Origin of the sequence: Paenibacillus sp. P36 (genome assembly GCF_045866505.1) — a bacterium.
GTDB lineage: Bacteria > Bacillota > Bacilli > Paenibacillales > NBRC-103111 > Paenibacillus_E > Paenibacillus_E chondroitinus.
In genome coordinates, this window is the sequence record NZ_AP038372.1 from 8,632,820 (window position 1) to 8,656,458 (window position 23,639).

Sequence of the window (23,639 nt, forward strand, 5' to 3'; positions counted from 1 at the left end):
CTATTTGAAACCGTCTTGGGCGAACTTGCCGAGCTTTTTTAACAATTGACTAGCGACCCTTTTCTCTTCGGCAGTAAGACCAGCCACTGCACTCTCAATCACTTCAATATGCTGTGGAAAAACTTCTTCAATAAATTGCTTGCCTTTCACCGTAATTTCCGCAAAAACAAGTCTTCGGTCTTCCGTGGATGTCCGGCGGACAACAAACTCTTTCTTCTCCAGCTTATCGACCACGTAGGTGATATTTCCACTGCTCATCAGCACTTTGGATCCGATTTGTTGAATAGGCTGTGCCCCTTTGTGATAAAGAAGTTCCAGTACGCCAAATTCGGTCCGGTTTAATCCATGCTTGCGGATGTCGCGGTCGCCGTGTGCATTAACCCACTCACTTGCTCTTGAAAGCGCGATGTAGAGATCCAAGGAATCATTTCGCATTTCGCTCATTAGGTTCACCTCATTTCGTTGTTGTTTTTGTTTGTGTTCGATGTCTTGATTTAAAGATACTTTAATTTAAGATAAATGTCAACACCTGATTTTTAAATTTGTTATCTATCGATTTTAGCGTCTGTTACCTTCGAAAAACACAATTAACGACTTCTGTGTCCGTTACATTTTATTATAGCCCTAAAACGAGCAAATAGGGTCGCCTCAGTCCGTTAGCTCCAAGCTCCACACACTTTGACGGCCCTAACCTGCATCAACAGACACCCCCTCTTCCTAAGAAAGAGGGAGCTTATGCCTGAGTATGCCTTATGCCCTAAAATTAACCCACCACAGCCGACTCGCCCTTCTGCAGCTGGTACATCTTCGCGTACCGGCCATTCAGCGCCATCAACTCGTCGTGATTGCCGCGCTCCGCGATCTCCCCGCGGTGCAGCACAAGAATCTGATCCGCATCGCGGATCGTAGACAGCCTGTGCGCGATGACGAGTGTCGTGCGCCCTTCGCTGACAACCTTCAGCGCCTGCTGAATCAGCCCTTCGGTCTCGCTGTCGATGCTCGCTGTCGCTTCGTCCAATATGAGGATGGACGGGTCGAAGGCGAGCGCTCGCGCGAAGGAGATGAGCTGCCGCTGCCCGGAGGACAACGTGCTGCCCCGCTCCACAACCTGCTCATCATAACCATGAGGCAGCTGCTCGATGAAAGGCGCTGCGCCGACATCTTTCAGTGCGCTTTTTACCCGATCGATCGAAATCTCCTCATTATAGAGGCTTACATTAAACTTAATATCCCCTGCAAATAAGAATGGATCCTGCAGCACGATGCCCATATGTTTCCGCAGCGCCTGCTTGGACATCGACCGGATGTCACGCCCATCAATGGTAATACTGCCTTCATTGGGTTCATAAAAACCAAGCAGCAGGTTCATAATCGAGCTTTTTCCTGAGCCTGTATGGCCAACGAGAGCGATCGTTTCCCCTTTGCGAGCCTCGAAGGAAATCTGCTTCAGCACATTTTCCCCTTCTTTATAGGCAAAGGTCACTTGATCAAATTTCACAATTCCTTCCGGACGGCTCACCTTATCTGTTTTCTCAACGTCCTGGCCTTCCATATCCATGATAGCGAACACTTTATCTGCGGATACAAAAGCCCTTTGCGCATTCGTCAGCTGATCGAAAATCCCGATAATCGGTTGAAAAATACGCCCCAAATAATCGATAAACGCATAAAACACGCCAAAGGAAATAGCCGTTTGCAGTGATTCCCGGCCAAAATACCAAATGACCATCGCCGTCACCAAGCTCCCGATTGTCCCTACAATGTTACGGGAGGACAAGGAAAAAACGCGGAACTGCTTCAATTGATTCACATAGCGGTCTTTATTCAGCACTTCAAATTCGTCCAATGTCACCTTCTCGCGGCGAAAAGCCTGAATAATCGGCATGACGACGATCGATTCGTTAATCATTGCGTTCATGTCACTAAGCCTTGCACGCATGATGGTGATGAACACTTTGGAATATTTCAAGTGAATCTTCATAATGAGAGCGAAAATTGGCGGCAGCACCAAACAATAAACAGCTAAGTGCCAATCCAAAATAAACAAGGCGACGAAAATCCCGATAAGCTGCATCGTACTGACGACAAACGTCGCCATGAAACTCATAAATAAGTCGCGTATCGCTTCCGTATCATTGGCAATTCTCGACACCACCTGACCGATTGGCGTGTTGTCGAAATAACGCAGTGCGATGCGCTGGATGTGCTGCATTAAGTCCATACGCATGTTTTTGATGATTTGAAGCGCCGTGGACTGGAATAAATAAGCCTGAGAATAGTTGCAAATACTTGCTACTAAAAGCAGCCCCATATAGAGACCAATCAGTTTCAGCACAGAGGACATCTGACTTGTATCTACGGAAAGATGCTGGTCGATGATGGTTTTTGTAATGTAGGGTCCTGCAAGTTCGGCGCTTACCGCACAGCATAAAATAAGTAGTGCACCGATAATCCTGAATTTATAGACAAGCGCGTACGAGACGAGCCTTCTTGCCGTTGATGGTTGATTCATCGTGTTCTCCTCCCTTCTCCCATTATTCATCTAAACTTGCTTCCATCTGCTGACGGTCCCACTGTTCCCGGTACCAACCGCCAAACTGCATCAGCTGTTCGTGTGTTCCTTCTTCAATAATCCGTCCCTCGTCCAGAACGAGAATCCAATTCGCATGGCTTACCGCGGATAACCGATGGGTCGAGATCAATGTCGTTTTGCCTGCCCGCTCCTTGCGGATATTTTGCAGGATGCGGCTTTCCGTCCGGGCATCTACCGCGGATAACGAGTCATCCAGCAACAGGATCTCGGAATCAATAAGCAGGGCTCTGGCAATCGCCAAGCGCTGCTTCTGCCCTCCGGACAACATGACGCCGTTCTCACCGACGATGGTAGCAAGACCTTCCGGCATTTGCTCAATATCCTGGGTAAAAGATGCCATCTCCACCGCTCTAGCAATTTCATCCGCGGGAGCGTCATGTTTGCCGAGCGCGATGTTGTCGCGGATCGATTTGGACAGCAGCAAATGCTCCTGCGGAACATAGGCCACCCAACTTTTCACCCGATCAATCGCGATTTGCTCAATCGGTACATCGGAGATCAGCAGCTTCTCAGGAGGGATTGGGTACTGCCGCAGCAGCTGCTTGAGCAGCGTGCTTTTGCCGCTTCCCGTACGGCCTACAATGCCTAAGGTCTGCCCCCGCTCTAGCTCGAAAGATACATGCGCCAGGCTTGGGTGATTCGCAGTAGGATATGTAAAGCTGAGATCCTTCATTTCGATCCGATTAGGCACACTAACCGCTACCGGATTATCCACATCTACGATATCAGCCTTCTGTGTCAGAGCCGTATCCAGTCGGTCAGCAGAGGCGCTGCCGCGCTGCAGGACGTTGATAAACTCGCCGAAGGAGATCATCGGCCAGATCAGCATCCCCAGATAAATGTTAAATGAAACGAGTTGTCCCAGTGAAATCTCATGATGAAACACCAGATAGGAACCATATCCGATCCCAATGGAATAACTCAAGCCTACAATGAGGGAAGTCAACGGTTGAAAAAGCGCATTGAGCATCGATACACGCCTGTTCTTATTCATCACTTCGGATGTGACTTGATCAAAGGCTTTTAGATCATGATCTTCCTGCACATACGATCGAATCACTCGAATACCTGAAATCGATTCCAGTGCATGATCGTTCATTTTGCCGAAGGAAGCTTGTGCCGCGAGGAAGCGCACTCTCACCTTTTGACCCAATTTGCTGATCACAAAAGCTAGAAAAGGCAGCGGAATCAGCGCCGCAATCATCAATTTAAAAGAGATAAGGGAAACCATCATCACAATAACAACCGATGCCCCTACTATCGTGGACACCAACGTCATTACTCCATACCCCGAAGTTTGACCGATCGCCAGCACGTCATTCGTTGCTAACGCCATTAGCTGGCCTGTGCTGTTGCGTTGAAAGAACGCCGGCGTCATTTTCGACAAATGCGCAAGCAAACGGCCGCGAAGCACCTTTTCAACCAATGCCGAGTTGCCGAATAAAGTCGTGATCCACACATACGCCATGATGTATAGCAGAACAGCAAGTCCTATCAGCAAAAGGACCGTATGGTTGAGAGCAGTAGCGGACAAATCCCCGCTGCGGATATGGTCAATTGTATTTCCTATCATTTTAGGCGGGATAGTTGTCAATAAATTCACACCTATTAACAGACCGATCGCCAGCGCATAATATTTCCATCTTTCTTTGAAAAACCACCGAAGCTTGATGATAAAAGACAAGAATTCCACCTCTTTCCATTGTTACACACATAAATTGATTCTATAGTTTCGCTCGAGTGAAGTCCATGAGGAAGTTCGATTTAATCAAACTTTCCTGTTCCTGCAACATTTTGGAAATTTTTTATGTAAGAAGGACAAACTAAAGACAACTTTACATCTAGAAAGGAAGTCCTTCCATGAATCTTGTTATGAAAAAAAGTTTTGCCATCCTATCGCTTTCTGCCATGCTAACTGCGGGCACAGCTTATAGCGCGCCTAGTGACACATTTGCTGCAGATTTGATGAAAGGCAACCTCACTGTCTCATTTTCCATGAAGGAAGAGGCTAAAACAATCCAAGCGACAGGCGTCATCACTTCCATTCGTGCGGAAGGCGATCATGCATTAATCCACATTCAAGGTGTAGGTACAGACGGCCTTGTTCTTAACGTCGACAAGGATACGGTCTTTCAAATGGCTGATGGCACTAAGCTTAGTCTTGCCGATTTGCATATAGGCTTAACCGTTTTGGCTGAACATTCCATGGTGATGACGATGAGCCTGCCACCGCAAACGCCAACGTCCAAAGTAACGGTTCTGGATGCGAAAATACAAAAAGATCTGATGGGAACAGCCGGTGTTATTGAAGAATTGCGCAGCGAAAATAAGGATGATCTGCGAATCCGTGTGAAAGGCGAGGGCTTAACGGTAACTTCGCCAAGCGAAATCGTGCTGAATTTGACGAAAGATACGGCTATCGTTGACATGAATGGGAAGAAAGTTGCGACATCAAAGCTTGTGAAGGGCGCAAATGTGATTGGATTCTACGGACCTGCCTTAACAAAGAGCCTGCCGCCTATCGGTACTGCTTGGAAAATCGTTGTTGCGGACAAAGAAGAATAATTTTTTGTAAAAAGCTGAAATCTTCCATGCCTTATGGGAGGTTTCTTTGTTTAACGTGGCTGATCGCACTGTCCAAATGATTCGTTTTTTGATACAATAACTGAAAATTCATTCGAATAAGGGGACTAATATGGAATACATTAGCACACGCGGAAAAGTAGAACCCCTCGGTTTTATCGATGCCATCCTGATGGGATTGGCGAACGACGGTGGTTTGCTTGTTCCCAAAACGATCCCGCAACTATCTGCAGACACGCTCCAGAAGTGGCAAAACCTCTCCTACTCGGAGTTAGCCCTTGAAATTTTCTCCCTATTTATTGAAAACGAAATCCCGCGCGCAGAATTGAAACAGCTCGTTGAGGACAGCTACGGCACGTTCCGTGATGAAGCTGTAACGCCTGTTAAACGCCTGAACGATGGCACTTATGTGCTGGAATTGTTCCACGGCCCAACGTTTGCTTTCAAAGACATCGCGCTGCAATTCCTGGGCAATCTGTACGGCTATGTCTCCCGCAAGACGAACTCGATCATTCATATCCTCGGCGCAACTTCCGGAGATACCGGAGCTTCTGCGATTGAAGGTGTGCGCGGCAAAGAAGGCATTCGCATCTGTATTCTTCACCCGCACCAGAAGGTAAGCCGCGTGCAAGAGCTACAAATGACAACGGTTGATAGCGAAAATGTGCTGAATTTGTCCGTCGAAGGTACTTTCGATGACTGCCAACGCATTATCAAAGAGCTGTTTGCCGACGTTGAATTCAAGCATCGCTACCACTTGCGCGCAATCAATTCCATCAACATCGCCCGCATTTTAGCGCAAACGGTCTACTACTTCTATGCGTACTTCCAAGTTACAGCCAACGACGCAGGCGCTAAAGTTAACTTTAGCGTGCCGACTGGCAACTTTGGCGATATTTTTGCTGGTTATCTCGCTCAGAAGATGGGCCTTCCTATTCATAAGCTCATTCTTGCGACGAATGAAAACAACATCCTTGAGCGTTTCGTGAAGGAAGGCGTGTACCAGCCGGGAGCTTTCCGCGGTACGCACAGCCCTTCCATGGACATTCAAGTAGCCAGCAACTTCGAACGCTACCTGTTCTACCTATACGGCGAGGATGCAGAAGCCGTGACCACCCTGATGGCGCAGTTCAAAGCCGAAGGCCGCATTGTGATTCCTGCCGACAAGCTGCAAGTGGTGCAAGCGGATTTCGCTGCGTACGGCGTACAGAACGAGGAATGTTTGGATACAATCAGCTCCTATTACAAGGAGTATGGTTATTTGCTTGATCCACATACAGCGTGTGGTGTCGCTGCTGCCGACCGTATCGCCGCGGACAGCGAAGTGACGGTAGCCCTTTCCACCGCTCATCCGGCAAAATTCGATGAGTCGATCCGTTTGCGCGGTATTGAACAAACCTACCCGCAGCAAATTCAAGCTCTATTCGACAAACCGCAGTTCCAAACGGTTGTTGGCGGTTCGAATGAGGAGATCAAAGATCAGCTCGTGAAGTTCTTCTAAATCAAAGGGACTGTCTCTGAAAGTCTGAAATGACTTTCGGGACAGTCCCTTTTTCACTTTCTACTTAAACTTTTGCGGAAATTGCTTGATAATGCCGTCCGTCAGCACATCGGCGATCATTGTAAGATGATCCGCGCCTTTATCAAACCACAGGATATCGGCATCCCAGTCCTTAGCCAACATGGCTTTTACATCTTCCGTCAACATTTGCAAATGAACATACATCAAATCTTGCACCGTTTTCATCGGCCAATTTGGATTAGCTTTGCTTAAAAAGGCGGCGATATCGTCAGCGTTGCGGTACCACTCTTTGTTAACTTTGTCGAACTCAGCCGTATTCCCACTTTTCGCCGCATCCACCACCTTGCCTGCAAGCACAATGTGCTCCGTCAGCAGGTCACCCAGCTGGTTCCCGGCAGCCTCCCCGTAGAATGGCTTAATCGCATTCCCAATATCCTTCTGATTTCTTAACAGCCTGGCTAAGGTTTTATCTTTATTTTCTAGATTGGCAAGATCGCTGACCACATAGTTGCGGGTCCATATCGCATGATCCATCCATAGTCTTCTTAAATCGCCTTTCAACTGTACCATCGATTGCGTGTACATCATCTGCTTAGCGGCCACTGTACGATCATCCATATGCGCTTCTGCCCGAAGTGGAGCCGTACTGAAAGCAATAGAGAGAGACAGCAGCGTTAACTTGATCAACTTGCCTTGCATAGGTAAATTCTCCTTTTCATATAAATTGGAATCAGCTCGTTATATTGTGTACGCTCGAGTCGTTTTCATTCATAAAAGAGGGAGGAAGCTCCAGCATGAAGTGACCATGTAGAAATTCGGTATGGCAAAATCAGTCTGGAGACCGAGAAGTTCCTATACCTAAGCAAGAGGACGCGCTTCTTGCACCGTGATATGCTAGAGATAATGAATAATTCAATAGGAGTGAAAATAGTGAATATGAACCGCAGCGCTTTTCTTGGCCCGATCTTGATTCTTTTAGGCATCTTCCTGTTTCTAAAAGGGGAAATCACGTTCAGCACGGGTACCATTTTTGAATACTTCTGGCCAACCTTTTTCGTCATTCCCGTCGGTGTGTTCTTTCATTGGCTGTACTTCTTCATCATGCATCGCAGAGGCGTAGGGGTGCTAGTGCCAGGCGGCATTCTGCTTACAGCAGGGGTCGTTTGCCAAATATCCATGCTGTTCGATATTTGGCATCTCATGTGGCCTGGCTTTATGCTTGCGGTCGCCGTCGGTTTGTTCGAGCTGTATTGGTTCGGAGGCCGCAACAAATGGCTGCTTATTCCGATCAACATTTTGACCGTATTGTCCCTCTTGTTCTTTACGATTTTCTCGATCGGATCGCTCTTCTCCGGCATTTTCCACAATCAGCCCATCTTCGCTGCTCTGCTCATTGTTGCCGGTTTGGCCTTGATGTTTATGCGCGGTCGTGAAACTAGCAAGTATTGAAAAAAACCTTCCAAACCACGAAATTGTGGTCTGGAAGGTTCTTTTTTATTGAGCAACCAAGTTATCCTCTGTGGATTTCTTGATTTGTTTACTGCGTAATTGTCCACAAGCGGCATCAATATCGGTTCCGTGTTCTAGACGGACACTGCAGGAAATGCCTTGCTTTTTGAGCGTATCATAGAAAGCCCGCACGAACTCCCGCTCGCTCCGTTGGTACTGGCTATGCTCATCCACCGGATTGTATGGGATAAGATTCACATTGGCGAGTTGGCGGATGTGCTGAATCAGCTCAGCCAACTGGATCGCATGTTCCTTGCCGTCATTCACGTCTTTCAGCAAAATGTACTCGATCGTAATTCTCCGGTTTGTTTTCTCCAGATAGTACTCAATCGAACTCATCAACTTTTCAATCGGAATCGCTTTGTTAATTTTCATAATCCGCGTCCGAAGCTCGTTCGTCGGGGCATGCAAGGAAATCGCGAGGTTCGTCTTCAAATCGGAATCCGCGAATTCTCTGATTTTATCAGCAAGACCACTTGTGGAAACGGTGATATGTCTAGCGGCAATATCAAGACCCTTCTGATCCTTCACGACGCGGATGAAATCGACCATGTTCTTGAAATTATCGAAAGGCTCGCCAATTCCCATCACCACAATGTGGCTAACGTGCTCGTTCGCGACCTTGCCGTCCAAATGAAGCTGAACCTTCATAATTTGTTCCACGATTTCTGCGCTCGTCAGATCACGGCTCTTAGCCAACAGACCGCTGGCGCAGAAGCTGCATCCGATATTGCAGCCAACTTGTGTTGTTACACATACGGACAGCCCGTATTTATGCCGCATCAGCACGGTTTCGATCAGGTTGCCGTCCATCAATTTAAACAGGAATTTGATTGTCCCGTCCGCTGACTCTTGTTTCAGATGCTCCGTCAAGGTTTGGATGGCGAAATGATCCTCCAGCACCTGAAGGCAGTCTTGTTTGATATCCGTCATCTCCGAGAACGAGGTTACCCGCTTCCGATACAGCCAATCCCATACAAGTAAAGCCCGCGACTTTTTGAAGCCTTTTTCAGCGAGCCAAGCCACTAATTGATCAAACGTTAATCCATAAATGGATCCTTTATTCATGTGTTATCCTCTTTTCAAGACTTTCACTTGCAGTCCAAATTCTATGAAACAGCCGAAGCTTACCATCTACTTATTATTGTGCCAAAAATCGTCCATGAACACAAGAGGAGTGAGCTTCCAGTGTTTCATCAAAGATTTACAAATAAATCGAACATATGTTCTTTATTTTTCTCGCGTTTTGTGTTAATAATAAGAGGTAAGGTTTTTTATCAAATTTAACCCAAGGAGCTGAAGGTTGATGACATTACGCTTAGACCCTTATTTAGTTATGGAAGGAAACGCTAAGGAAGCCATCCAATTCTATGAGAAGGCATTAGGTGCCCAGCAAGTTTTCGTACAAACATTTGGCGAAATGCCTGCAAATCCTGACTTCCCGCTCCCTTCAGAAGCAAATGAACTTATCGGACATGCGATGCTGATGGTAGGCGATACGCGTCTGATGCTGTCCGACGCCTTCCCTGGACAACCTGTTCAGAAGGGTGCCAATGTGACCATTTGCATTTCGATCAAGGATGTTGAGAAATCCAAAGCGATCTACCATGCACTGGAAGATGGCGGACGCGTCATCATCCCACTGTCGGAATCCCACTTCAGCCCTGCATATGGCCAAGTCGTCGACAAGTTTGGCGTAGGCTTCCACATTTTCACTGACCAACCAACAAACAACTAAAGACCGAACGGAATGTCAAAAAGCCTTCATTCCATTTCTACCGTTGGATTGAAGGCTTTTTTATGTAGAACCCCTAACATGTTTATCGAACGATCTTCTCGAGGATTTTCATAGAAGAGGCTGCTATTTCTTCAGCAGCTGGTACTTGTAAAGGTGCAGGCGCTGAAGATGGTGCTGGCTGATCATGAAACATTTTATTCGCATACATCTTCTTGATTTGGCCGTAAAAGCTTGTCGTTCGTATGTAGGAAATCATCCTGCAAATCATTTGCATTTGCATCGTATCTTCAATCCCGGAGGCGATGTTGAAAAGTGTATTCAAACTGCCAATGGCTTGATCCCTAGTGATGATCCCACTTTCCAAATCCCTCACAACCCGCTCCATTTCACTTTTCACGAACATAACTGCTCTGCTCTTTATAGTCTTATCTATCAACCACTGCACCTCCTAGATGTATGTACTAAAATAGTACAACACCCTGCTTGGAATAGCTGTCGAAGCGAGGGGAGCAAGATTATAGTATTTTTCGGGAATGCCAAGGAATCTTGTCGTCTTTTGTTAGGAAAAATTTGTAAACGTGGGCCTTACCTGTATTTTTCTCAGATATTGCATGGTTCGCTCGCTCATTGACAATTCGAAGACCTGCTCTCCTGCTAGCTGAACATTTGCTTCACTAATTCCCGATTTCGTTCTTTGAAAACTTCATTATGCGAAGAAACCATAGCATACTTGTAGGCACCTGGCTGTATGTATTGTTTCGCTTTATTTACAGCATTTGCTGCATCATGGAACGCGCCTGCGATCAGGTGGACTTTCCCCTCATGATTGAGAATATCGCCAGCCGCATAAATCCCCTCAATAGAAGATTCGCTCGCTGCACTGCCTTTAATATAATAGTCGTCTACGATCTCGATCTTCACTTCGCTATTTTGAAGTAAAGTCGTATCCCGCTCATAGCCGTGATTAATGATAACTTCATCAATTTCCAAATACGAAATTTCACCCGTTTCGTGGTTCTCAAGCTGGACATGTTCTATCGTTTCGTGATTTACGCCGGCAATTAATTTAGAAATGGACGAATTAAAGATACATTGCACGGAGCTTTCCAAAAGCTGCTTAACTTGAGCCTCATGACCGGAGAGCGCATCCTTGCGATACGTTAAATAGACCTTTCCAGCCACAGGCTCCAGCTCATTAGCCCAGTCAACAGCTGAATTGCCGCCGCCAGAGATGACAACCGTTTTACCCTTAAAGCGCTCCAAGGACTTTACCGTATAATTCAAATTAGATACCTCATACCGCTCCGCGCCCTCGATTTCCAGCCTTTTGGGATTGAGAATGCCCCCGCCTACTGCGACTATCACTGTTTTCGACAAATGCTTAACACCGGATGCAGTGAGCAGTTCAAAGATCCCGTCTTCATTGCGCCTGATCGACTCGACTTTCTCACTTAAGACAACCTCCGGCGAGAAGGTTAATCCTTGTTCGACAAGTTTCTCGATTAGCTTTGCGCCAGGCAGCGGCGTATGACCGCCAACGTCCCAGATCATCTTTTCCGGGTAAACATGCACTTTGCCGCCAAGCTGTGGCTGATACTCAATAATCTTCGTTTTCATTTCTCTCAATCCGCTATAGAAAGCAGAGTAAAGCCCTGCCGGGCCTCCTCCGATGATCGTGACATCAAATAATTCCTGATTATCCATAAACGTTCACTCCTCATTACTTGTATGCAATTGATTATCATTATCAATTAAATATAAAGCTATTCTTTTCTTTTGACAACAAAATAATCATTGACAACCTTAAACTAGTGCCTTAAAGTATGTTTAGTTATCGTGATGATAATGATTATCACTATCGATGACATCATGGAGGTGTCTTATGGTTCGCCTGTATATAGATGAACTCAACATTGGTTATGGAGAACGTTCGATTGTCAAAAATCTTAGTGCCGCCATTCCCGACAAAAAAATTACAACCATTATCGGTGCTAACGGCTGCGGCAAGTCCACCCTTTTAAAAGCAACAACGCGGATTATTCCTCACCAATCTGGTCGTATCGTACTGGACGGAGCACTTATCTCAAAAGAAAACACCAAAGTGCTCGCCAAAAAAATGGCGATCCTGCCACAAACGCCTGAAAGCGCCAGCGGATTGACCGTCGGTGAATTAGTGTCTTATGGCCGCTTCCCTTATCAAACCGGCTTTGGCCGATTGACAAAAAAGGACTATGACGCCATCGACTGGGCGCTCGAAGTGACAGGCACCCAAGATTTTAAATACAGGCCTGTTGATTCCTTATCCGGCGGTCAACGGCAGCGCGTTTGGATTGCGATGGCAATCGCCCAGGAAACCGATATTATTTTCCTGGATGAGCCTACGACCTACTTGGACTTGGCCCATCAACTAGAGGTGCTGGAGCTATTGCAGCGCTTGAATCGGGAACAAGACCGAACGATTGTGATGGTGCTGCACGATTTGAACCAAGCCGCCCGCTTCGCGGATTACATCATCGCTTTGAAAGATGGCGAAATTGTCAAAGCCGGCGATTGCGAAGAAGTGATGCAGCCTGAAGTTCTCAAGCAAGTTTTCCACATTGATGCGGAGATCGGAAGAGATCCTCGGACCCATAAACCCATGTGCATTACTTACAATTTACTAAAGGGAGACAACTCAAGTGAAAAAACTACTGATTCCATTCCTGCTCTTCATCCTAGTACTAGCTACTAGCGCTTGCGGAGCTGCAGCACCTAAAAAAGAAAATGGCTCTGCAACACCGGCTGCTTCAACTGCGGCTGGGTCCAAAACAATTACGTATCAGTCCGAAGATGGGCCTGTTGAAGTGCCTGCCAATCCACAGCGTGTTATTGTCCTTTCTGCTTTTGCAGGAAACGTAATGGCGTTAAATGTGAAGCTTGTCGGTGTGGAGTCATGGTCCAAAGCTAATCCTAACTTTGACAAAACCCTAAAAGATGTGCAGGAAGTTTCAGATGAAAACTTGGAAAAAATCATTGAACTAAAACCCGATCTTATTATCGGTCTATCTACGATCAAAAATATTGATAAGCTAAAGAAAATCGCTCCAACCGTTACATACACGTATGGGAAAGTTGACTATCTGACCCAACATATCGAGATCGGAAAGCTTTTGAACAAAGAAAGCGAAGCAAGAGCTTGGGTTGACGATTTCAAGAAACGTGCACAAAAAGCAGGTACTGACATTAAAGCCAAAATCGGCGCGGACAAAACCATCTCCGTCATCGAGAGCTTCGACAAACAGCTTTACGTATATGGCGATAACTGGGGTCGTGGGACGGAAATTCTTTATCAGGAAATGAAATTGCCTATGCCTGCCAAAGTGAAGGAAACAGCTCTGAAAGAAGGCTATTATGCCTTGTCGACGGAAGTTCTGCCGCAATTCATGGGCGACTACGTGATTTTCAGCAAAAACCCGGATGCCGACAACTCTTTCCAACAAACGGAGACATACAAAAATACAACGGCTGCAAAAAACGGCCACGTTTATGAAGCTAACGCCAAGGTTTTCTACTTCAACGATCCGTTAACGCTGGAATACCAACTAGATTTCTTCATCAAAAGTTTGCTTAAATAACATCACGAAGGAGCCGTCTCGGATGAAACAATCCATTTCATTTGGTTATAAATTTGCCCTTGGGCTCCTTGTGTTTGTGGGAATGTTTGTTGTTGCTATGGTGTTTGGGGCAGCAGATGCTACCCTCACGGATGTCTGGCTGGCACTAACTTCACACACCACAAGTGATGCGATTACGATCATCCGTGAAATTCGATTACCCCGCGAAATCGCGGGGATTTTCGTTGGCGCGGCTTTAGGCGTCTCAGGCGCCATTATGCAAGGGATAACCCGAAATCCGTTAGCTGACCCCGGTTTGCTGGGGCTAACGGCAGGTGCTAACGCAGCACTCGCCCTAATCATTGCTTTATTCCCGTCAACAAGCTACTTGGGCATCATGCTCGCTTGTTTCATTGGAGCGGCCATAGGAGCGCTTCTGGTTTTTGGCATTGGAGCGATGAAAAAAGGCGGATTCTCACCCATCCGCATCGTTCTCGCCGGAGCAGCGATCTCGGCCTTTTTATACGCCGTTTCCGAGGGGCTCGGCCTTTATTTCAAAATCTCAAAAGATGTGACCATGTGGACAGCAGGCGGATTGATCGGCGCGTCATGGGACCAGCTGAAAGTGATCGTGCCTTTTATCGTAGTGGGGTCGCTGGTATCTCTCCTGCTCTCCAGACAGCTTACCATTCTTAGCTTAAGCGAAGAGGTGGCTGTTGGATTAGGGCAGAAAACGGCGCAAATTAAGGCGATTCTCTTCATCATCATTATTCTTCTGGCAGGTGCATCCGTTGCCCTGGTCGGCAATATGGCTTTCATTGGGCTTATGATACCGCACGTCGTACGTGCCATCGTCGGTACCGATTACCGGTTCATTATTCCAATGTCCGCGGTCTCAGGCGGTACCTTCATGCTGCTCGCAGATACTCTCGGGCGTACCATGAATGCGCCATACGAAACGCCTGTAGTAGCCATTGTCGCGATGCTGGGCTTACCTTTCTTCCTGTTTATCGTACGTAAAGGGGGCAAAGCCTTCCCATGATTCATCCATCCATTCTCAGAAAACAACGCCTGCTCGTAGTTGGGGCTCTGGCTCTTATCATCGTTACAATTGTGATCGGCATGGGGCTAGGCTACTCGTCATTGTCCTATAACCGGCTGCTCCCTACCCTGTTTGGTCAGGGAACCTTCAAAGAACATTTTGTCTTATTTTCAATTCGATTACCCCGGATTCTGATTACCTTATTAGCCGGCATGGCGCTTGCTCTATCTGGCGCGATCCTGCAGGGTGTTACACGCAATGATTTAGCTGACCCCGGCATTATTGGAATAAACTCCGGTGCGGGTGTCGCCGTTGCCGTCTTTTTTCTGTTTTTCCCGGTAAAAGCAGGCTCCTTCGTATATTTTCTACCGTTAATCGCTTTTATTGGAGCTCTACTAACGGCAGCCTGCATTTACCTGCTCTCTTATAGTCGAAAAGAAGGTCTTCAACCCGTCCGATTAGTGTTAATGGGCATTGGCTTCTCCATGGCCTTATCTGGCATCATGATTGTCATCATCTCATCCGCAGAACGTGCGAAGGTGGACTTTATCGCCAAATGGCTGGCAGGCAACATCTGGGGAACCGACTGGCCGTTCATTTGGGCGCTTCTGCCGTGGCTTATCGTGCTCATCCCGTTCACTTTGTACAAAGCCAACCGGTTAAATCTGCTTGGTCTTAACGAGCCCGTTGCAATCGGTGTTGGTGTGTCGGTGGAAAAAGAGCGTATCGTCCTACTTCTTACCGCTGTCGCACTTGCGGCTTCAGCCGTTTCCGTCACGGGAGGCATTACCTTTATCGGGCTTATGGCTCCGCATATCGCGAAAGCTTTGGTCGGGCCCAGGAATCAGCTGTTCATTCCCGTCGCTGTTCTAATCGGCGGATGGCTGCTGCTTCTGGCTGATACCGTCGGTCGCAATTTGCTCGACCCCGATGGGATTGCCGCTGGTATTATGGTCGCGTTGATCGGCGCACCTTATTTTATCTACTTATTGCTGAAAAAAGCATAAAGAAAAACAGCATGCCAAAAAAGCTATCCTCCCGAATGCGGGGAATAGCTTTTTTTGATCATTAATTCTGCTTAGTTCGCAATTTGACTCCAGACTGGATACTCATCCAAGTAACCATATTGGTGCAGCTCCGTAAGTGCCTTGCGGATACTGCTCTCGTCCTCGCCTGACTCACTGGAGAGATCCAATAAGTCGGTTAAGTCAATCTTAGGATGTTCTTTGCAAAAAGCGAGCAAACCTTTGGCCGCCCAGGATAACCGATCGTCCTGAAAATCACCGACCAACCGGCGAAACATTTTCTGGGAAATAATTTTCATCTCGACGAGATTCTGCATCGCCTTCGTTGCCTGCTTCAGATTCATCCGGCCCAGTTTTGCAATATCAACCAAATCGGGGACGTTTGCTTCTGAGGAGAAGCATTTCAATACGATGACAGTCATTTGCGAATAAACATCCATGCCAGGATAACGAAATATATCATCAGTCAATGTAAAATGCCTAGCTGCTTCTTTCCCCTGATTGTTATCCATTAGGTGTCCTCCTTATCCTGAATCATGGAGTTCCCCCTACTCAGGCTCCCTTCCATGATCCGAAGTAGGCACTAGCTTCCCTGAATTTTGCCGGGACTGCTGGAATATTTGTGCCAAGCTGAATTTCTTCTGTTCCCCTTCCGCACCTGCTGCTTGAGCTGGCTCTGGAGGCTCGTCCAATTCTGCCCTAGGTTCGTCCTCTTCCATTTCTCTGGGAGGGCTTACTATGTCTATATCGTGGAACATTTCTTTCCCGGGAAATAATTCGATTTCAGATGTTGCAGATGCAGACAGGCGCTCTTCGCGAACATATTTCGTAAGAATATCTATAATACCTTGGCTAAAATAGCCATCCATCTTCAACTGGTTTAAATAATCGATGACCTCAGTGGGCGTATCGGATGGAATATACAAAGTTACATCCTTGCCAGAGCGAACGTAGACGGTGGATCGGCGTTTTTTCAATCCTGACCGCTCCCGTTCTCGGAGACTCCTTTGGCATCTGTGCCTGCCGCGACTTCGTCCGCATGTTTCAGGGCGTGGTCCAGCATGAGGAACGTGCCTCGCACATTCCGGAATTGGCTGTGCTCGGCTGTATCAAACCGAATGGGAAGACCCAGCTCGGCGTTTATTTTCTCAATCCAGGGCTGCAAAACAACAGCTCCGCCACCGATAAACCAGAACTCGTTCGCATAACGAACGTGCTTCCAGGAGCTGCGGGCAAACTTCAGCACTTTCTCCGCTAATATGCGCATGTGCTTGTTGATCAGGCTCGTCATATCAAACACGACCTTGCCCTCGGCATAGATCTCATATTCTTTGTTGACGAGCATGAGCGTCAATTCGGCTGTGCTTGCAAGCAGCTCCTCACCTTGCGCATTCACCTCATTCCGAATGCTCTCCAGTGCATCGTTGAGATAGATTTTGGCGCCGGTGGAGTGCCTTTGATCCAGATCCAGGCCTGGTCGGAAGAACGCGATATCCATATCTACGCCGCCAACATCGGCAATACCGAAGCCCTTGTGCGACAGATGGGATTTCGAAGTGGCTTCCAAATCATAAACACCGGATACATCATCTATGCTGATATCAGTTGGAAGCATAAATTCCATTTCAACTGTGATCCCTTTGAAAACAGGGGTCGTTACGAACGTGACGGAGTGGACGCCTCCGGTGATTTTACGGGCAAATTCATCGCGGAATTTCGTAATTTCGCGAATCGGCAGGCCGGTGCCCAGGTTTACGGCAGCTTTGATCCGCTTTTTACCCCGTTTGATTGCGTCCTCATGTTGTTTGGCAATGGCATATGCGGCAGCCGTCAGGAGCGTCACCATGGTCTCCGGCCTCTGGGCTTTCTTTTGCACAGCTTTATCTCCGACAATCTCATGAAGAATACCTTCATCACCAATGGCGAGATTCCCCACGTAAACGTGTCGGTACTGATCGCTTTCAATGGCAGGCGATGTAATTTGAACGTCGAGGAAATCCAGGGGATCACCTTGTTCCATCAAAAGAAATCGTTCACCAAACGGTTGTGCTAGTACATTAGGGAAAATGAAGCTACAGTCCAGATGGTCATAGATGACCTTGACATGACTGCTGCCGTTATCTATGGACAGCGTGATGGTAGTGGTTAAGACTTCGTTCTTTGTCAAGTCAATTCCCCTCTCCTACCTTGATTTGAATCTATATACCTATTCGCAATAGGAACGTAGAATGAGTGGGTATTTGGAATATTTCGTTAATTTTACGCTTTCACTGGAATAAAGTTTAAAGTCTAAAGTTTAAACTTTAAACGGTAAAGTTCATGCCTTAAACTTCAAAATTTAAACCTTAAATCTTAAACTTTAAAGTTTAACCTTCAAACGTTAGATCGTCTTTTTAGAGCAGGTGGAAGATTCATCTGTTCTCGATATTTAGCCACTGTGCGGCGTGAAATGACGAGACCTTTGCTGATTAAGAGCTCAGATAGCTGTTGATCCGAGAAAGGCTGCTCTCGGTTTTCTCCCGCAATCGCTTCGCGAAGCTTTTCCTTCATGTAAAAAGAGGAAACCGATGTTCCATCGATCTGCTTCATCGAAGAGGAGAAGAAATATTTCAGCTCAAATATCCCCCACGGGGTTTGAACGTACTTCCGGCTGACCGTGCGGCTCACGGTGGATTCATGTACTTGCAGCGCATCAGCCACCTGCTTCATCGTCATCGGCCCGATATGAGCGGTGCCCCTCGCACAAAAATCGGCCTGGAGCTCGAACATTAGGCTTGCTGTTTGCAGCAGCGTAGCTTTTCTTCGCTCAATGCTGTCCATGAGCCCCCTTGCGGCCTGCCATTGCTGCTTCAAGTAGCGGTATACATCTTGCGATGCCTTCTGCTCCATCAGGCGAAGATAAGAATCGCTAAGAGTAATGCCCGGAATTGCAGCATTTTCGAGAAAAACAGTGTATGTCCCCTCCACCAGTTTCAACGTAAGATCTGGTATCACATAGTGCAGCTGTTCTCTGCTGTACACGGCTCCAGGCTTCGGATTGAGTGCTTTAATCTGTTTAATCGCCGCTTGGATGCGGGATTGCTCTGTATCGTATTTCACCGCTAACTGATGAATCCTGCCAGCGGCAATATCGGGCAAATCCTGTTGGATTAAATCTGCCACCAAGGGGTCTATTCCCTTCATCTGCTGCAATTGGAGGAGAAGACATTCCGCTAAGGTTGAAGCCCCTACACCGAATGGCTCTAAGCATTGGATGATTTGAACAGCTTGACGCACATGCTCCAGCGAGGAGCCTTGAATAGCGGAAATTTCATCTCTCGTATAGGGAAGGTAGCCCTTTGCATCCAGATTTCCGATGATCCATTTGCATAGCCCCTTTAGTCTATTGTCCAAATTCATACAGGCTATCTGTTCTAGTAAAACAGATTCTAACGTAGGTGCAGCGCTAGGATCGACATTAAGTCGCCAATCTGGATTTGAACCGCTGATATTACGGCCTGCCGGATTTCTATGCTTAAGCTCAAGAAAAGGGTTCTCATTCACTTGCTGCTTCACCAAGTCATGCAGATCCAAGGAGGACATATGGAGGATTTCCATAGACTGCCGCATATGTGGGGTAAGCTGCATTCTGTGATCCTGCCGTGCACCTAATGAAATTTCCATCCGCAAACGCCTCCTTTTAAACCATGAAATCGCTTACCACTAGTATATTCGTACTTTTGCTGTAAAATCCACCATGAAAAAGGACTGCACTCTTTAAGGCAGCTAGTCCCTGGTATCCCACCCTAAATAGGGGAACTCCACTCCCTTATTTAGTCAAAATGCAGAAATCCGAGGGCTGATGGAGAACTACAGGGTCTTATTTCCTCTCAATGGGCCCAGAATCCATCCACCGCGACGAAATAGCGGACCATAGTTCCTTCTCCCTCACTCAATGGCCTTTGGGGCTAAAATAGCGCCCTATAGTTCCCCTACCGACTAAATCGACGTGTAATTTATGAGGCGTAAAAAGACCTAGCGATAAACCATCGCCAGGTCCTGCGTACACTTTTACAAACCTAACTCGCGCCGCTCCTCCTCCGTAAACATCCGCGAACGCGTCAAAAACCGCCGGCCCTCCGGGCCTTCGAGTGAAAACATGCCGCCCCTGCCGGGAACCACATCGATGATCAGCATCGTATTTTTCCAATAATCGTACTGGGATTTACTCATATAAAAGGGGGCGCCGCCGATATCTCCCAACCAAACGTCGCTGTCACCGATCAGGAACTCTCCCTGCGCATAACACATGGGAGAACTTCCGTCGCAGCAGCCGCCGGATTGATGAAACATAACAGGGCCATGTTTGGCTCTCACGATTTCAATAAGCTCCAGAGCAGCCTCAGTAGCAACAACTTTACTTGCCTCTGTCATCGCGGCAGCTCTCTTAGAAGAAGCCCAATGCTTCAGGGCTGTAGCTGACGAGCAAGTTTTTGGTTTGCTGGTAGTGCGACAGCATCATTTTGTGATTCTCGCGGCCGATGCCTGAAGTTTTATATCCGCCAAAGGCTGCATGGGCTGGGTAGGCATGGTAGCAATTCGTCCATACACGACCCGCTTCAATGCTGCGGCCCATCCGGTAGGCTGTGTTCATGTCACGCGTCCATACGCCTGCTCCAAGACCATAGAGCGTGTCGTTCGCAATAGCCAAGGCCTCTTCCTGGTTCTTGAACGTCGTAACCGCAAGGACAGGGCCGAAAATTTCCTCTTGGAAAATTCTCATCTTGTTATTCCCTTTAAGAACAGTCGGCTGGATATAGTAGCCTTCCGAAAGCTCACCTTCCACTTTCCCTCTGTCACCGCCAATCAGACATTCCGCACCTTCTTGCGAGCCGATGTTGATATAACTCATAATTTTCTCAACTTGCTCAGTTGAAGCCTGGGCCCCAATCATCGTCGATGTATCAAGAGGGTTGCCTTGTGTGATCGAAGCGACCCGCTTCAGAGCTCTCTCCATAAATTGATCGTAAATCGACTCCTGAATTAATGCACGAGACGGGCTCGTACACACTTCTCCTTGATTGAGAGCGAACATAGCAAAACCTTCAAGCGCTTTATTGAAAAAAGCATCATCCCGCGCAAGCACATCTTCAAAGAAGATGTTCGGAGACTTACCGCCCAGCTCCAGGGTAACCGGTATCAAATTCTGCGAAGCATATTGCATAATCAAACGACCTGTTGTCGTTTCTCCGGTAAAGGCAATCTTAGAGATACGGCTGCTTGAGGCTAGCGGTTTGCCCGCTTCAAGGCCGAAACCGTTAACGACATTAACGACGCCTGGCGGCAGCAAATCTTGAATAAGCTCGAGCAGCACCAGAATGGAAGCCGGCGTTTGCTCAGCCGGCTTGAGAACTACGGCATTTCCTGCCGCAAGCGCCGGAGCGAGCTTCCACGTCGCCATCAGCAGCGGGAAGTTCCACGGAATGATCTGCCCGACGACGCCAAGTGGCTCATGAAAATGGTAAGCCACCATATTGTCGTCCAATTGGCTGAGCGTACCTTCTTGGGCGCGGATGCTCCCTGCGAAATAGCGGAAGTGATCAATCGCCAGCGGCAGATCGGCCGCGAGCGTTTCACGAACAGGCTTGCCGTTATCCCAAGTCTCGGCAACCGCGAGCATTTCCAAATTAGCTTCCATACGATCAGCAATTTTATTTAAAATAACAGCGCGCTCGGCAACTGACGTGCGCCCCCATGCCTCTTTGGCAGCATGCGCAGCATCCAAAGCCAGCTCGATATCCTCAGAAGTTGAGCGTGGAATCTCACAGAACACACGATTATTTACAGGAGACGGATTATCGAAATATTGCCCTTTAACAGGTGCAACCCACTGTCCACCGATAAAGTTTTCATACCGTTTTTTGAACGTTACTTTGGATCCGTTTTGTCCAGGTTGTGCATAAATCATTTTCGCTCAGCCTCCTTAAAATGGTATACATAAATAGATAAGCAAGAATCGTGCCAACGGACAAAATCCCGTCAAAATGGGGTTTATGTATGGCGTATTAACGTTTGATGTTCCGTTTTGATACAAAGGATGTGTTCCATTTTGGGACATTCTTGCCGGCAGCCCTCCATTAATAAAAGCAACTATGGTATGATCGGGTAAGATACGATTGCAATGGAGGGATCTTTTTGCTATCCGTGGAAAATAACTTTTTATCCGACGCAGCGGCAGCTTCTTGGAAGCGCTGTCACGAATTTGGTTTAGTGCCCACCGACCCCATTGACGATGACATTTTAACAGGAATTCACATGCAGTCTCTCCTCAAGCAAAATGAGCAAACCATCCAATACACCGAGCAAATCTTCGAACACATGCATACAGGCATCAAAGAATCCGGCCAGATAGCACTGCTGATCGACCCGAAAGGAACCATTATTCACACGGCAGGAGATATCGACTTCTCTCGGCGAGCATTGGCGGTTCAGCTGCAAGTAGGCGCCAATTGGGCCGAACATCGCAAAGGGACGAATGCCATCGGCGTCGCTCTTACAGAGCGGAAGCCCGTGCGTGTGCATGCCGAAGAGCATTATTTCAAATCGAACCATTTCCTGACCTGCGCTTCTGCTCCTGTCTTCAACGCGATCGGCGAGCTGATCGGAATCGTCAATATTAGCGGCAAGCAAGAGAATTTCCATGCCTATACCTTTACCCTCGCCTGTTTGGCTGCTCAATCCCTGCAAAACAAAATTTTGCTCGAGGAGTCGAAGAAGGAACACCTCATCACGCTAAGAGAGTTGGACTACTCCTCCATGCATCATCCTTTGCCCCTGCTTTCGCTCAGCCGAGATAACCGTATCCTCCGCGCCAATCACGCCGCTATGCGGATCATGGGCGGCGACGTCATCGGTAAGCCCATGCCGAAACTGGAGGGTTTTGCCGTTCAAACCTTACATAATGAACATCAAAAGCTGTGGCAGTCTGTCTCCATTCGAAGGGTGACTGGAAATGATCAGCATTTATACACGTTTCATGATCTTGTCGGCACGTGTCCGACATTCCTGCAGAGGAAAGAGTTAGCCCAGAAGGCTTCAACCGCGGACTTCCCTGTTCTGCTCTTAGGCGAAAGTGGCGTCGGCAAGGAATTGTTCGCCCAATCCATCCATACGGCAAGTGCCCGGTCGGGAGCGCCGTTCATTGCGCTTAACTGCAGTGCCATCCCAGACAGCCTGGTCGAGAGCGAATTGTTCGGCTATGCCCGCGGTGCTTTCACAGGTGCAAGCAAGGAGGGCAATATCGGGAAATTCGAGGCCGCGCATAAAGGCACGATTTTCCTTGATGAAATCGGCGATATGCCCCTTCGGGCGCAGGCTGCGCTTTTGCGTGTGCTCCAAGACGGGCGGATTACTCCGGTTGGGAGTGCGAAGAGCAAAGCCGTTGATGTGCGCGTAATTGCCGCAACGAATAAGGATTTGGCCGCAGAAGTGAAGGCTGGCGGATTCCGGGCCGATCTTTATTATCGGCTGAAGGGCATCCCGATTACGCTGCCGGCTCTACGGGAAAGAAGCGATATCCTGGCATTGGCGCATCATCTGCTCCAGAAGCATGCTTCATCATGCTGTGCCTTCACGGAAGCCGCCAAACGCAAGCTGCTGGCCTACAACTGGCCAGGCAATATCAGAGAGCTGAGCGGCATTCTGATGCAAGCGATCTTCCTGGCTGGCGATCAGCCGATTGATGCTGATCATTTAATGCTGGAAGAAGCGGATGAGCTTACAGGCGGAGCCCCCAGCGAAGATTACCCTCTAACGCTTAAAGAAGCGGAAATTAAAGCGATCAAGTTAGCGCTGACCGCCTCTGAGTGGAATCTCAGCAAGGCTGCCGCCAAATTGCAGATTGGAAGGACGACTTTGTACCGTAAAATCGAGGAATATGGGATCACTTAAGCACCAATAGTCACAGAAGAGTAACTATCGTACTAAAAAGTACGTACTTTTCATCTCCTCATGAAACGTTCATAATAGCAATTGCCAACAGGTGACATCCTACTG

The 23,639-nt window shown here is 47.7% G+C and carries 22 protein-coding genes; 9 read left to right on the forward strand and 13 right to left on the reverse strand.

The annotated features are described in order from the left end of the window. The 3 genes from ACKTT9_RS37890 to ACKTT9_RS37900 form a co-directional block, all read right to left on the reverse strand. Positions 1 to 444, reverse strand: a complete 444-nt coding sequence (locus ACKTT9_RS37890; protein ID WP_157318410.1) for a MarR family winged helix-turn-helix transcriptional regulator — start codon at positions 442 to 444, stop codon at positions 1 to 3. Between the two features lie 319 nt (positions 445 to 763). Continuing rightward, positions 764 to 2,512 carry an ABC transporter ATP-binding protein gene (locus ACKTT9_RS37895; RefSeq protein WP_407869996.1) on the reverse strand — a complete coding sequence of 583 codons (1,749 nt, stop codon included), beginning with the start codon at positions 2,510 to 2,512 and terminating at the stop codon, positions 764 to 766. A 22-nt stretch (positions 2,513 to 2,534) separates the two neighbouring features. Next, positions 2,535 to 4,277: an ABC transporter ATP-binding protein gene (locus ACKTT9_RS37900; protein ID WP_407869997.1), complete on the reverse strand. Its 1,743-nt coding sequence runs from the start codon at positions 4,275 to 4,277 to the stop codon at positions 2,535 to 2,537. 176 nt (positions 4,278 to 4,453) lie between these two features. Between ACKTT9_RS37900 and ACKTT9_RS37905 the strand changes: the two genes are divergently transcribed. Next, a complete protein-coding gene (locus ACKTT9_RS37905; protein WP_407869998.1) occupies positions 4,454 to 5,158 on the forward strand; it encodes a hypothetical protein in 705 nt (234 codons plus the stop codon). Positions 5,159 to 5,288: 130 nt separating this feature from the next. Next, positions 5,289 to 6,677, forward strand: coding sequence for a threonine synthase (gene thrC / locus ACKTT9_RS37910; protein ID WP_407869999.1), 1,389 nt, complete (start codon positions 5,289 to 5,291; stop codon positions 6,675 to 6,677). Positions 6,678 to 6,737: 60 nt separating this feature from the next. Here thrC and ACKTT9_RS37915 read toward each other — a convergent pair whose 3' ends face one another. Next, on the reverse strand, positions 6,738 to 7,397 hold the full coding sequence (locus ACKTT9_RS37915) for a glycosyltransferase (RefSeq protein ID WP_407870000.1): 660 nt from the start codon (positions 7,395 to 7,397) through the stop codon (positions 6,738 to 6,740). Between the two features lie 237 nt (positions 7,398 to 7,634). On the opposite strand from ACKTT9_RS37915, the gene ACKTT9_RS37920 reads away from it, so the two are divergent. Continuing rightward, complete coding sequence (locus tag ACKTT9_RS37920) at positions 7,635 to 8,147, forward strand: hypothetical protein (protein ID WP_407873191.1); 513 nt, start codon at positions 7,635 to 7,637, stop codon at positions 8,145 to 8,147. 45 nt (positions 8,148 to 8,192) lie between these two features. On the opposite strand, the gene rlmN is transcribed toward ACKTT9_RS37920, so the two are convergent. Beyond that, positions 8,193 to 9,275 carry a 23S rRNA (adenine(2503)-C(2))-methyltransferase RlmN gene (gene rlmN, locus ACKTT9_RS37925; RefSeq protein ID WP_407870001.1) on the reverse strand — a complete coding sequence of 361 codons (1,083 nt, stop codon included), beginning with the start codon at positions 9,273 to 9,275 and terminating at the stop codon, positions 8,193 to 8,195. A gap of 238 nt (positions 9,276 to 9,513) precedes the next feature. On the opposite strand from rlmN, the gene ACKTT9_RS37930 reads away from it, so the two are divergent. Then, on the forward strand, positions 9,514 to 9,945 hold the full coding sequence (locus ACKTT9_RS37930) for a VOC family protein (protein ID WP_407870002.1): 432 nt from the start codon (positions 9,514 to 9,516) through the stop codon (positions 9,943 to 9,945). 82 nt (positions 9,946 to 10,027) lie between these two features. On the opposite strand, the gene ACKTT9_RS37935 is transcribed toward ACKTT9_RS37930, so the two are convergent. Next, positions 10,028 to 10,381: a hypothetical protein gene (locus ACKTT9_RS37935; RefSeq protein WP_407870003.1), complete on the reverse strand. Its 354-nt coding sequence runs from the start codon at positions 10,379 to 10,381 to the stop codon at positions 10,028 to 10,030. Between the two features lie 218 nt (positions 10,382 to 10,599). Then, positions 10,600 to 11,649, reverse strand: coding sequence for an NAD(P)/FAD-dependent oxidoreductase (locus tag ACKTT9_RS37940; RefSeq protein WP_407870004.1), 1,050 nt, complete (start codon positions 11,647 to 11,649; stop codon positions 10,600 to 10,602). 178 nt (positions 11,650 to 11,827) lie between these two features. Between ACKTT9_RS37940 and ACKTT9_RS37945 the strand changes: the two genes are divergently transcribed. Genes ACKTT9_RS37945 through ACKTT9_RS37960 form a run of 4 tightly spaced genes read left to right on the forward strand, consistent with a single transcriptional unit; the run spans position 11,828 to position 15,587 of the window. Further along, positions 11,828 to 12,676 carry an ABC transporter ATP-binding protein gene (locus tag ACKTT9_RS37945; protein WP_407870005.1) on the forward strand — a complete coding sequence of 283 codons (849 nt, stop codon included), beginning with the start codon at positions 11,828 to 11,830 and terminating at the stop codon, positions 12,674 to 12,676. Continuing rightward, positions 12,624 to 13,559, forward strand: a complete 936-nt coding sequence (locus tag ACKTT9_RS37950) for an iron-hydroxamate ABC transporter substrate-binding protein (RefSeq protein ID WP_407870006.1) — start codon at positions 12,624 to 12,626, stop codon at positions 13,557 to 13,559. The genes ACKTT9_RS37945 and ACKTT9_RS37950 overlap by 53 nt, the downstream gene beginning before the upstream one ends. Before the next feature lie 22 nt (positions 13,560 to 13,581). Next, a complete protein-coding gene (locus tag ACKTT9_RS37955; RefSeq protein WP_407870007.1) occupies positions 13,582 to 14,580 on the forward strand; it encodes a FecCD family ABC transporter permease in 999 nt (332 codons plus the stop codon). Next, positions 14,577 to 15,587 carry a FecCD family ABC transporter permease gene (locus ACKTT9_RS37960; RefSeq protein WP_407870008.1) on the forward strand — a complete coding sequence of 337 codons (1,011 nt, stop codon included), beginning with the start codon at positions 14,577 to 14,579 and terminating at the stop codon, positions 15,585 to 15,587. Before ACKTT9_RS37955 ends, ACKTT9_RS37960 begins: the two co-directional genes overlap by 4 nt. A 71-nt stretch (positions 15,588 to 15,658) precedes the next feature. On the opposite strand, the gene ACKTT9_RS37965 is transcribed toward ACKTT9_RS37960, so the two are convergent. The 6 genes from ACKTT9_RS37965 to adh all read right to left on the reverse strand — a co-directional run bounded on the left by ACKTT9_RS37965 (position 15,659) and on the right by adh (position 21,552). Continuing rightward, positions 15,659 to 16,117 (reverse strand): hypothetical protein, encoded by a 459-nt coding sequence (locus ACKTT9_RS37965; protein ID WP_127453974.1) that lies wholly within the window; start codon positions 16,115 to 16,117, stop codon positions 15,659 to 15,661. Positions 16,118 to 16,153: 36 nt separating this feature from the next. Further along, a complete protein-coding gene (locus ACKTT9_RS37970) occupies positions 16,154 to 16,582 on the reverse strand; it encodes a hypothetical protein (RefSeq protein WP_407870009.1) in 429 nt (142 codons plus the stop codon). Next, positions 16,579 to 17,772: a hypothetical protein gene (locus ACKTT9_RS37975; RefSeq protein ID WP_407870010.1), complete on the reverse strand. Its 1,194-nt coding sequence runs from the start codon at positions 17,770 to 17,772 to the stop codon at positions 16,579 to 16,581. The genes ACKTT9_RS37970 and ACKTT9_RS37975 overlap by 4 nt, the downstream gene beginning before the upstream one ends. A gap of 206 nt (positions 17,773 to 17,978) precedes the next feature. Continuing rightward, positions 17,979 to 19,268: an RNA polymerase factor sigma-54 gene (gene rpoN, locus ACKTT9_RS37980; protein WP_407870011.1), complete on the reverse strand. Its 1,290-nt coding sequence runs from the start codon at positions 19,266 to 19,268 to the stop codon at positions 17,979 to 17,981. Positions 19,269 to 19,655: 387 nt separating this feature from the next. Beyond that, entirely contained in the window at positions 19,656 to 20,018 is a 363-nt protein-coding gene (locus ACKTT9_RS37985; RefSeq protein WP_407870012.1) for a DUF779 domain-containing protein, read from the reverse strand. Between the two features lie 13 nt (positions 20,019 to 20,031). After that, positions 20,032 to 21,552: an aldehyde dehydrogenase gene (gene adh / locus ACKTT9_RS37990; RefSeq protein WP_407870013.1), complete on the reverse strand. Its 1,521-nt coding sequence runs from the start codon at positions 21,550 to 21,552 to the stop codon at positions 20,032 to 20,034. Between the two features lie 236 nt (positions 21,553 to 21,788). On the opposite strand from adh, the gene ACKTT9_RS37995 reads away from it, so the two are divergent. Then, the gene (locus ACKTT9_RS37995) at positions 21,789 to 23,534 is read left to right on the forward strand and encodes a sigma-54-dependent Fis family transcriptional regulator (protein ID WP_407873192.1); all 1,746 of its coding nucleotides are present in this window, start codon (positions 21,789 to 21,791) and stop codon (positions 23,532 to 23,534) included. Positions 23,535 to 23,639: the final 105 nt, after the last annotated feature.

Bases quoted from the DNA above. Each gene is read 5' to 3' on its own strand.
- ACKTT9_RS37890 (WP_157318410.1), bottom strand. From the start codon at position 444: ATGAGCGAAATGCGAAATGATTCCTTGGATCTCTACATCGCGCTTTCA.
- ACKTT9_RS37895 (WP_407869996.1), bottom strand. From the start codon at position 2,512: ATGAATCAACCATCAACGGCAAGAAGGCTCGTCTCGTACGCGCTTGTC.
- ACKTT9_RS37905 (WP_407869998.1), top strand. From the start codon at position 4,454: ATGAATCTTGTTATGAAAAAAAGTTTTGCCATCCTATCGCTTTCTGCC.
- thrC (WP_407869999.1), top strand. From the start codon at position 5,289: ATGGAATACATTAGCACACGCGGAAAAGTAGAACCCCTCGGTTTTATC.
- ACKTT9_RS37915 (WP_407870000.1), bottom strand. From the start codon at position 7,397: ATGCAAGGCAAGTTGATCAAGTTAACGCTGCTGTCTCTCTCTATTGCT.
- ACKTT9_RS37920 (WP_407873191.1), top strand. From the start codon at position 7,635: ATGAACCGCAGCGCTTTTCTTGGCCCGATCTTGATTCTTTTAGGCATC.
- rlmN (WP_407870001.1), bottom strand. From the start codon at position 9,275: ATGAATAAAGGATCCATTTATGGATTAACGTTTGATCAATTAGTGGCT.
- ACKTT9_RS37930 (WP_407870002.1), top strand. From the start codon at position 9,514: ATGACATTACGCTTAGACCCTTATTTAGTTATGGAAGGAAACGCTAAG.
- ACKTT9_RS37940 (WP_407870004.1), bottom strand. From the start codon at position 11,649: ATGGATAATCAGGAATTATTTGATGTCACGATCATCGGAGGAGGCCCG.
- ACKTT9_RS37945 (WP_407870005.1), top strand. From the start codon at position 11,828: ATGGTTCGCCTGTATATAGATGAACTCAACATTGGTTATGGAGAACGT.
- ACKTT9_RS37955 (WP_407870007.1), top strand. From the start codon at position 13,582: ATGAAACAATCCATTTCATTTGGTTATAAATTTGCCCTTGGGCTCCTT.
- ACKTT9_RS37960 (WP_407870008.1), top strand. From the start codon at position 14,577: ATGATTCATCCATCCATTCTCAGAAAACAACGCCTGCTCGTAGTTGGG.
- ACKTT9_RS37965 (WP_127453974.1), bottom strand. From the start codon at position 16,117: ATGGATAACAATCAGGGGAAAGAAGCAGCTAGGCATTTTACATTGACT.
- rpoN (WP_407870011.1), bottom strand. From the start codon at position 19,268: ATGGAAATTTCATTAGGTGCACGGCAGGATCACAGAATGCAGCTTACC.
- ACKTT9_RS37985 (WP_407870012.1), bottom strand. From the start codon at position 20,018: ATGACAGAGGCAAGTAAAGTTGTTGCTACTGAGGCTGCTCTGGAGCTT.
- adh (WP_407870013.1), bottom strand. From the start codon at position 21,552: ATGATTTATGCACAACCTGGACAAAACGGATCCAAAGTAACGTTCAAA.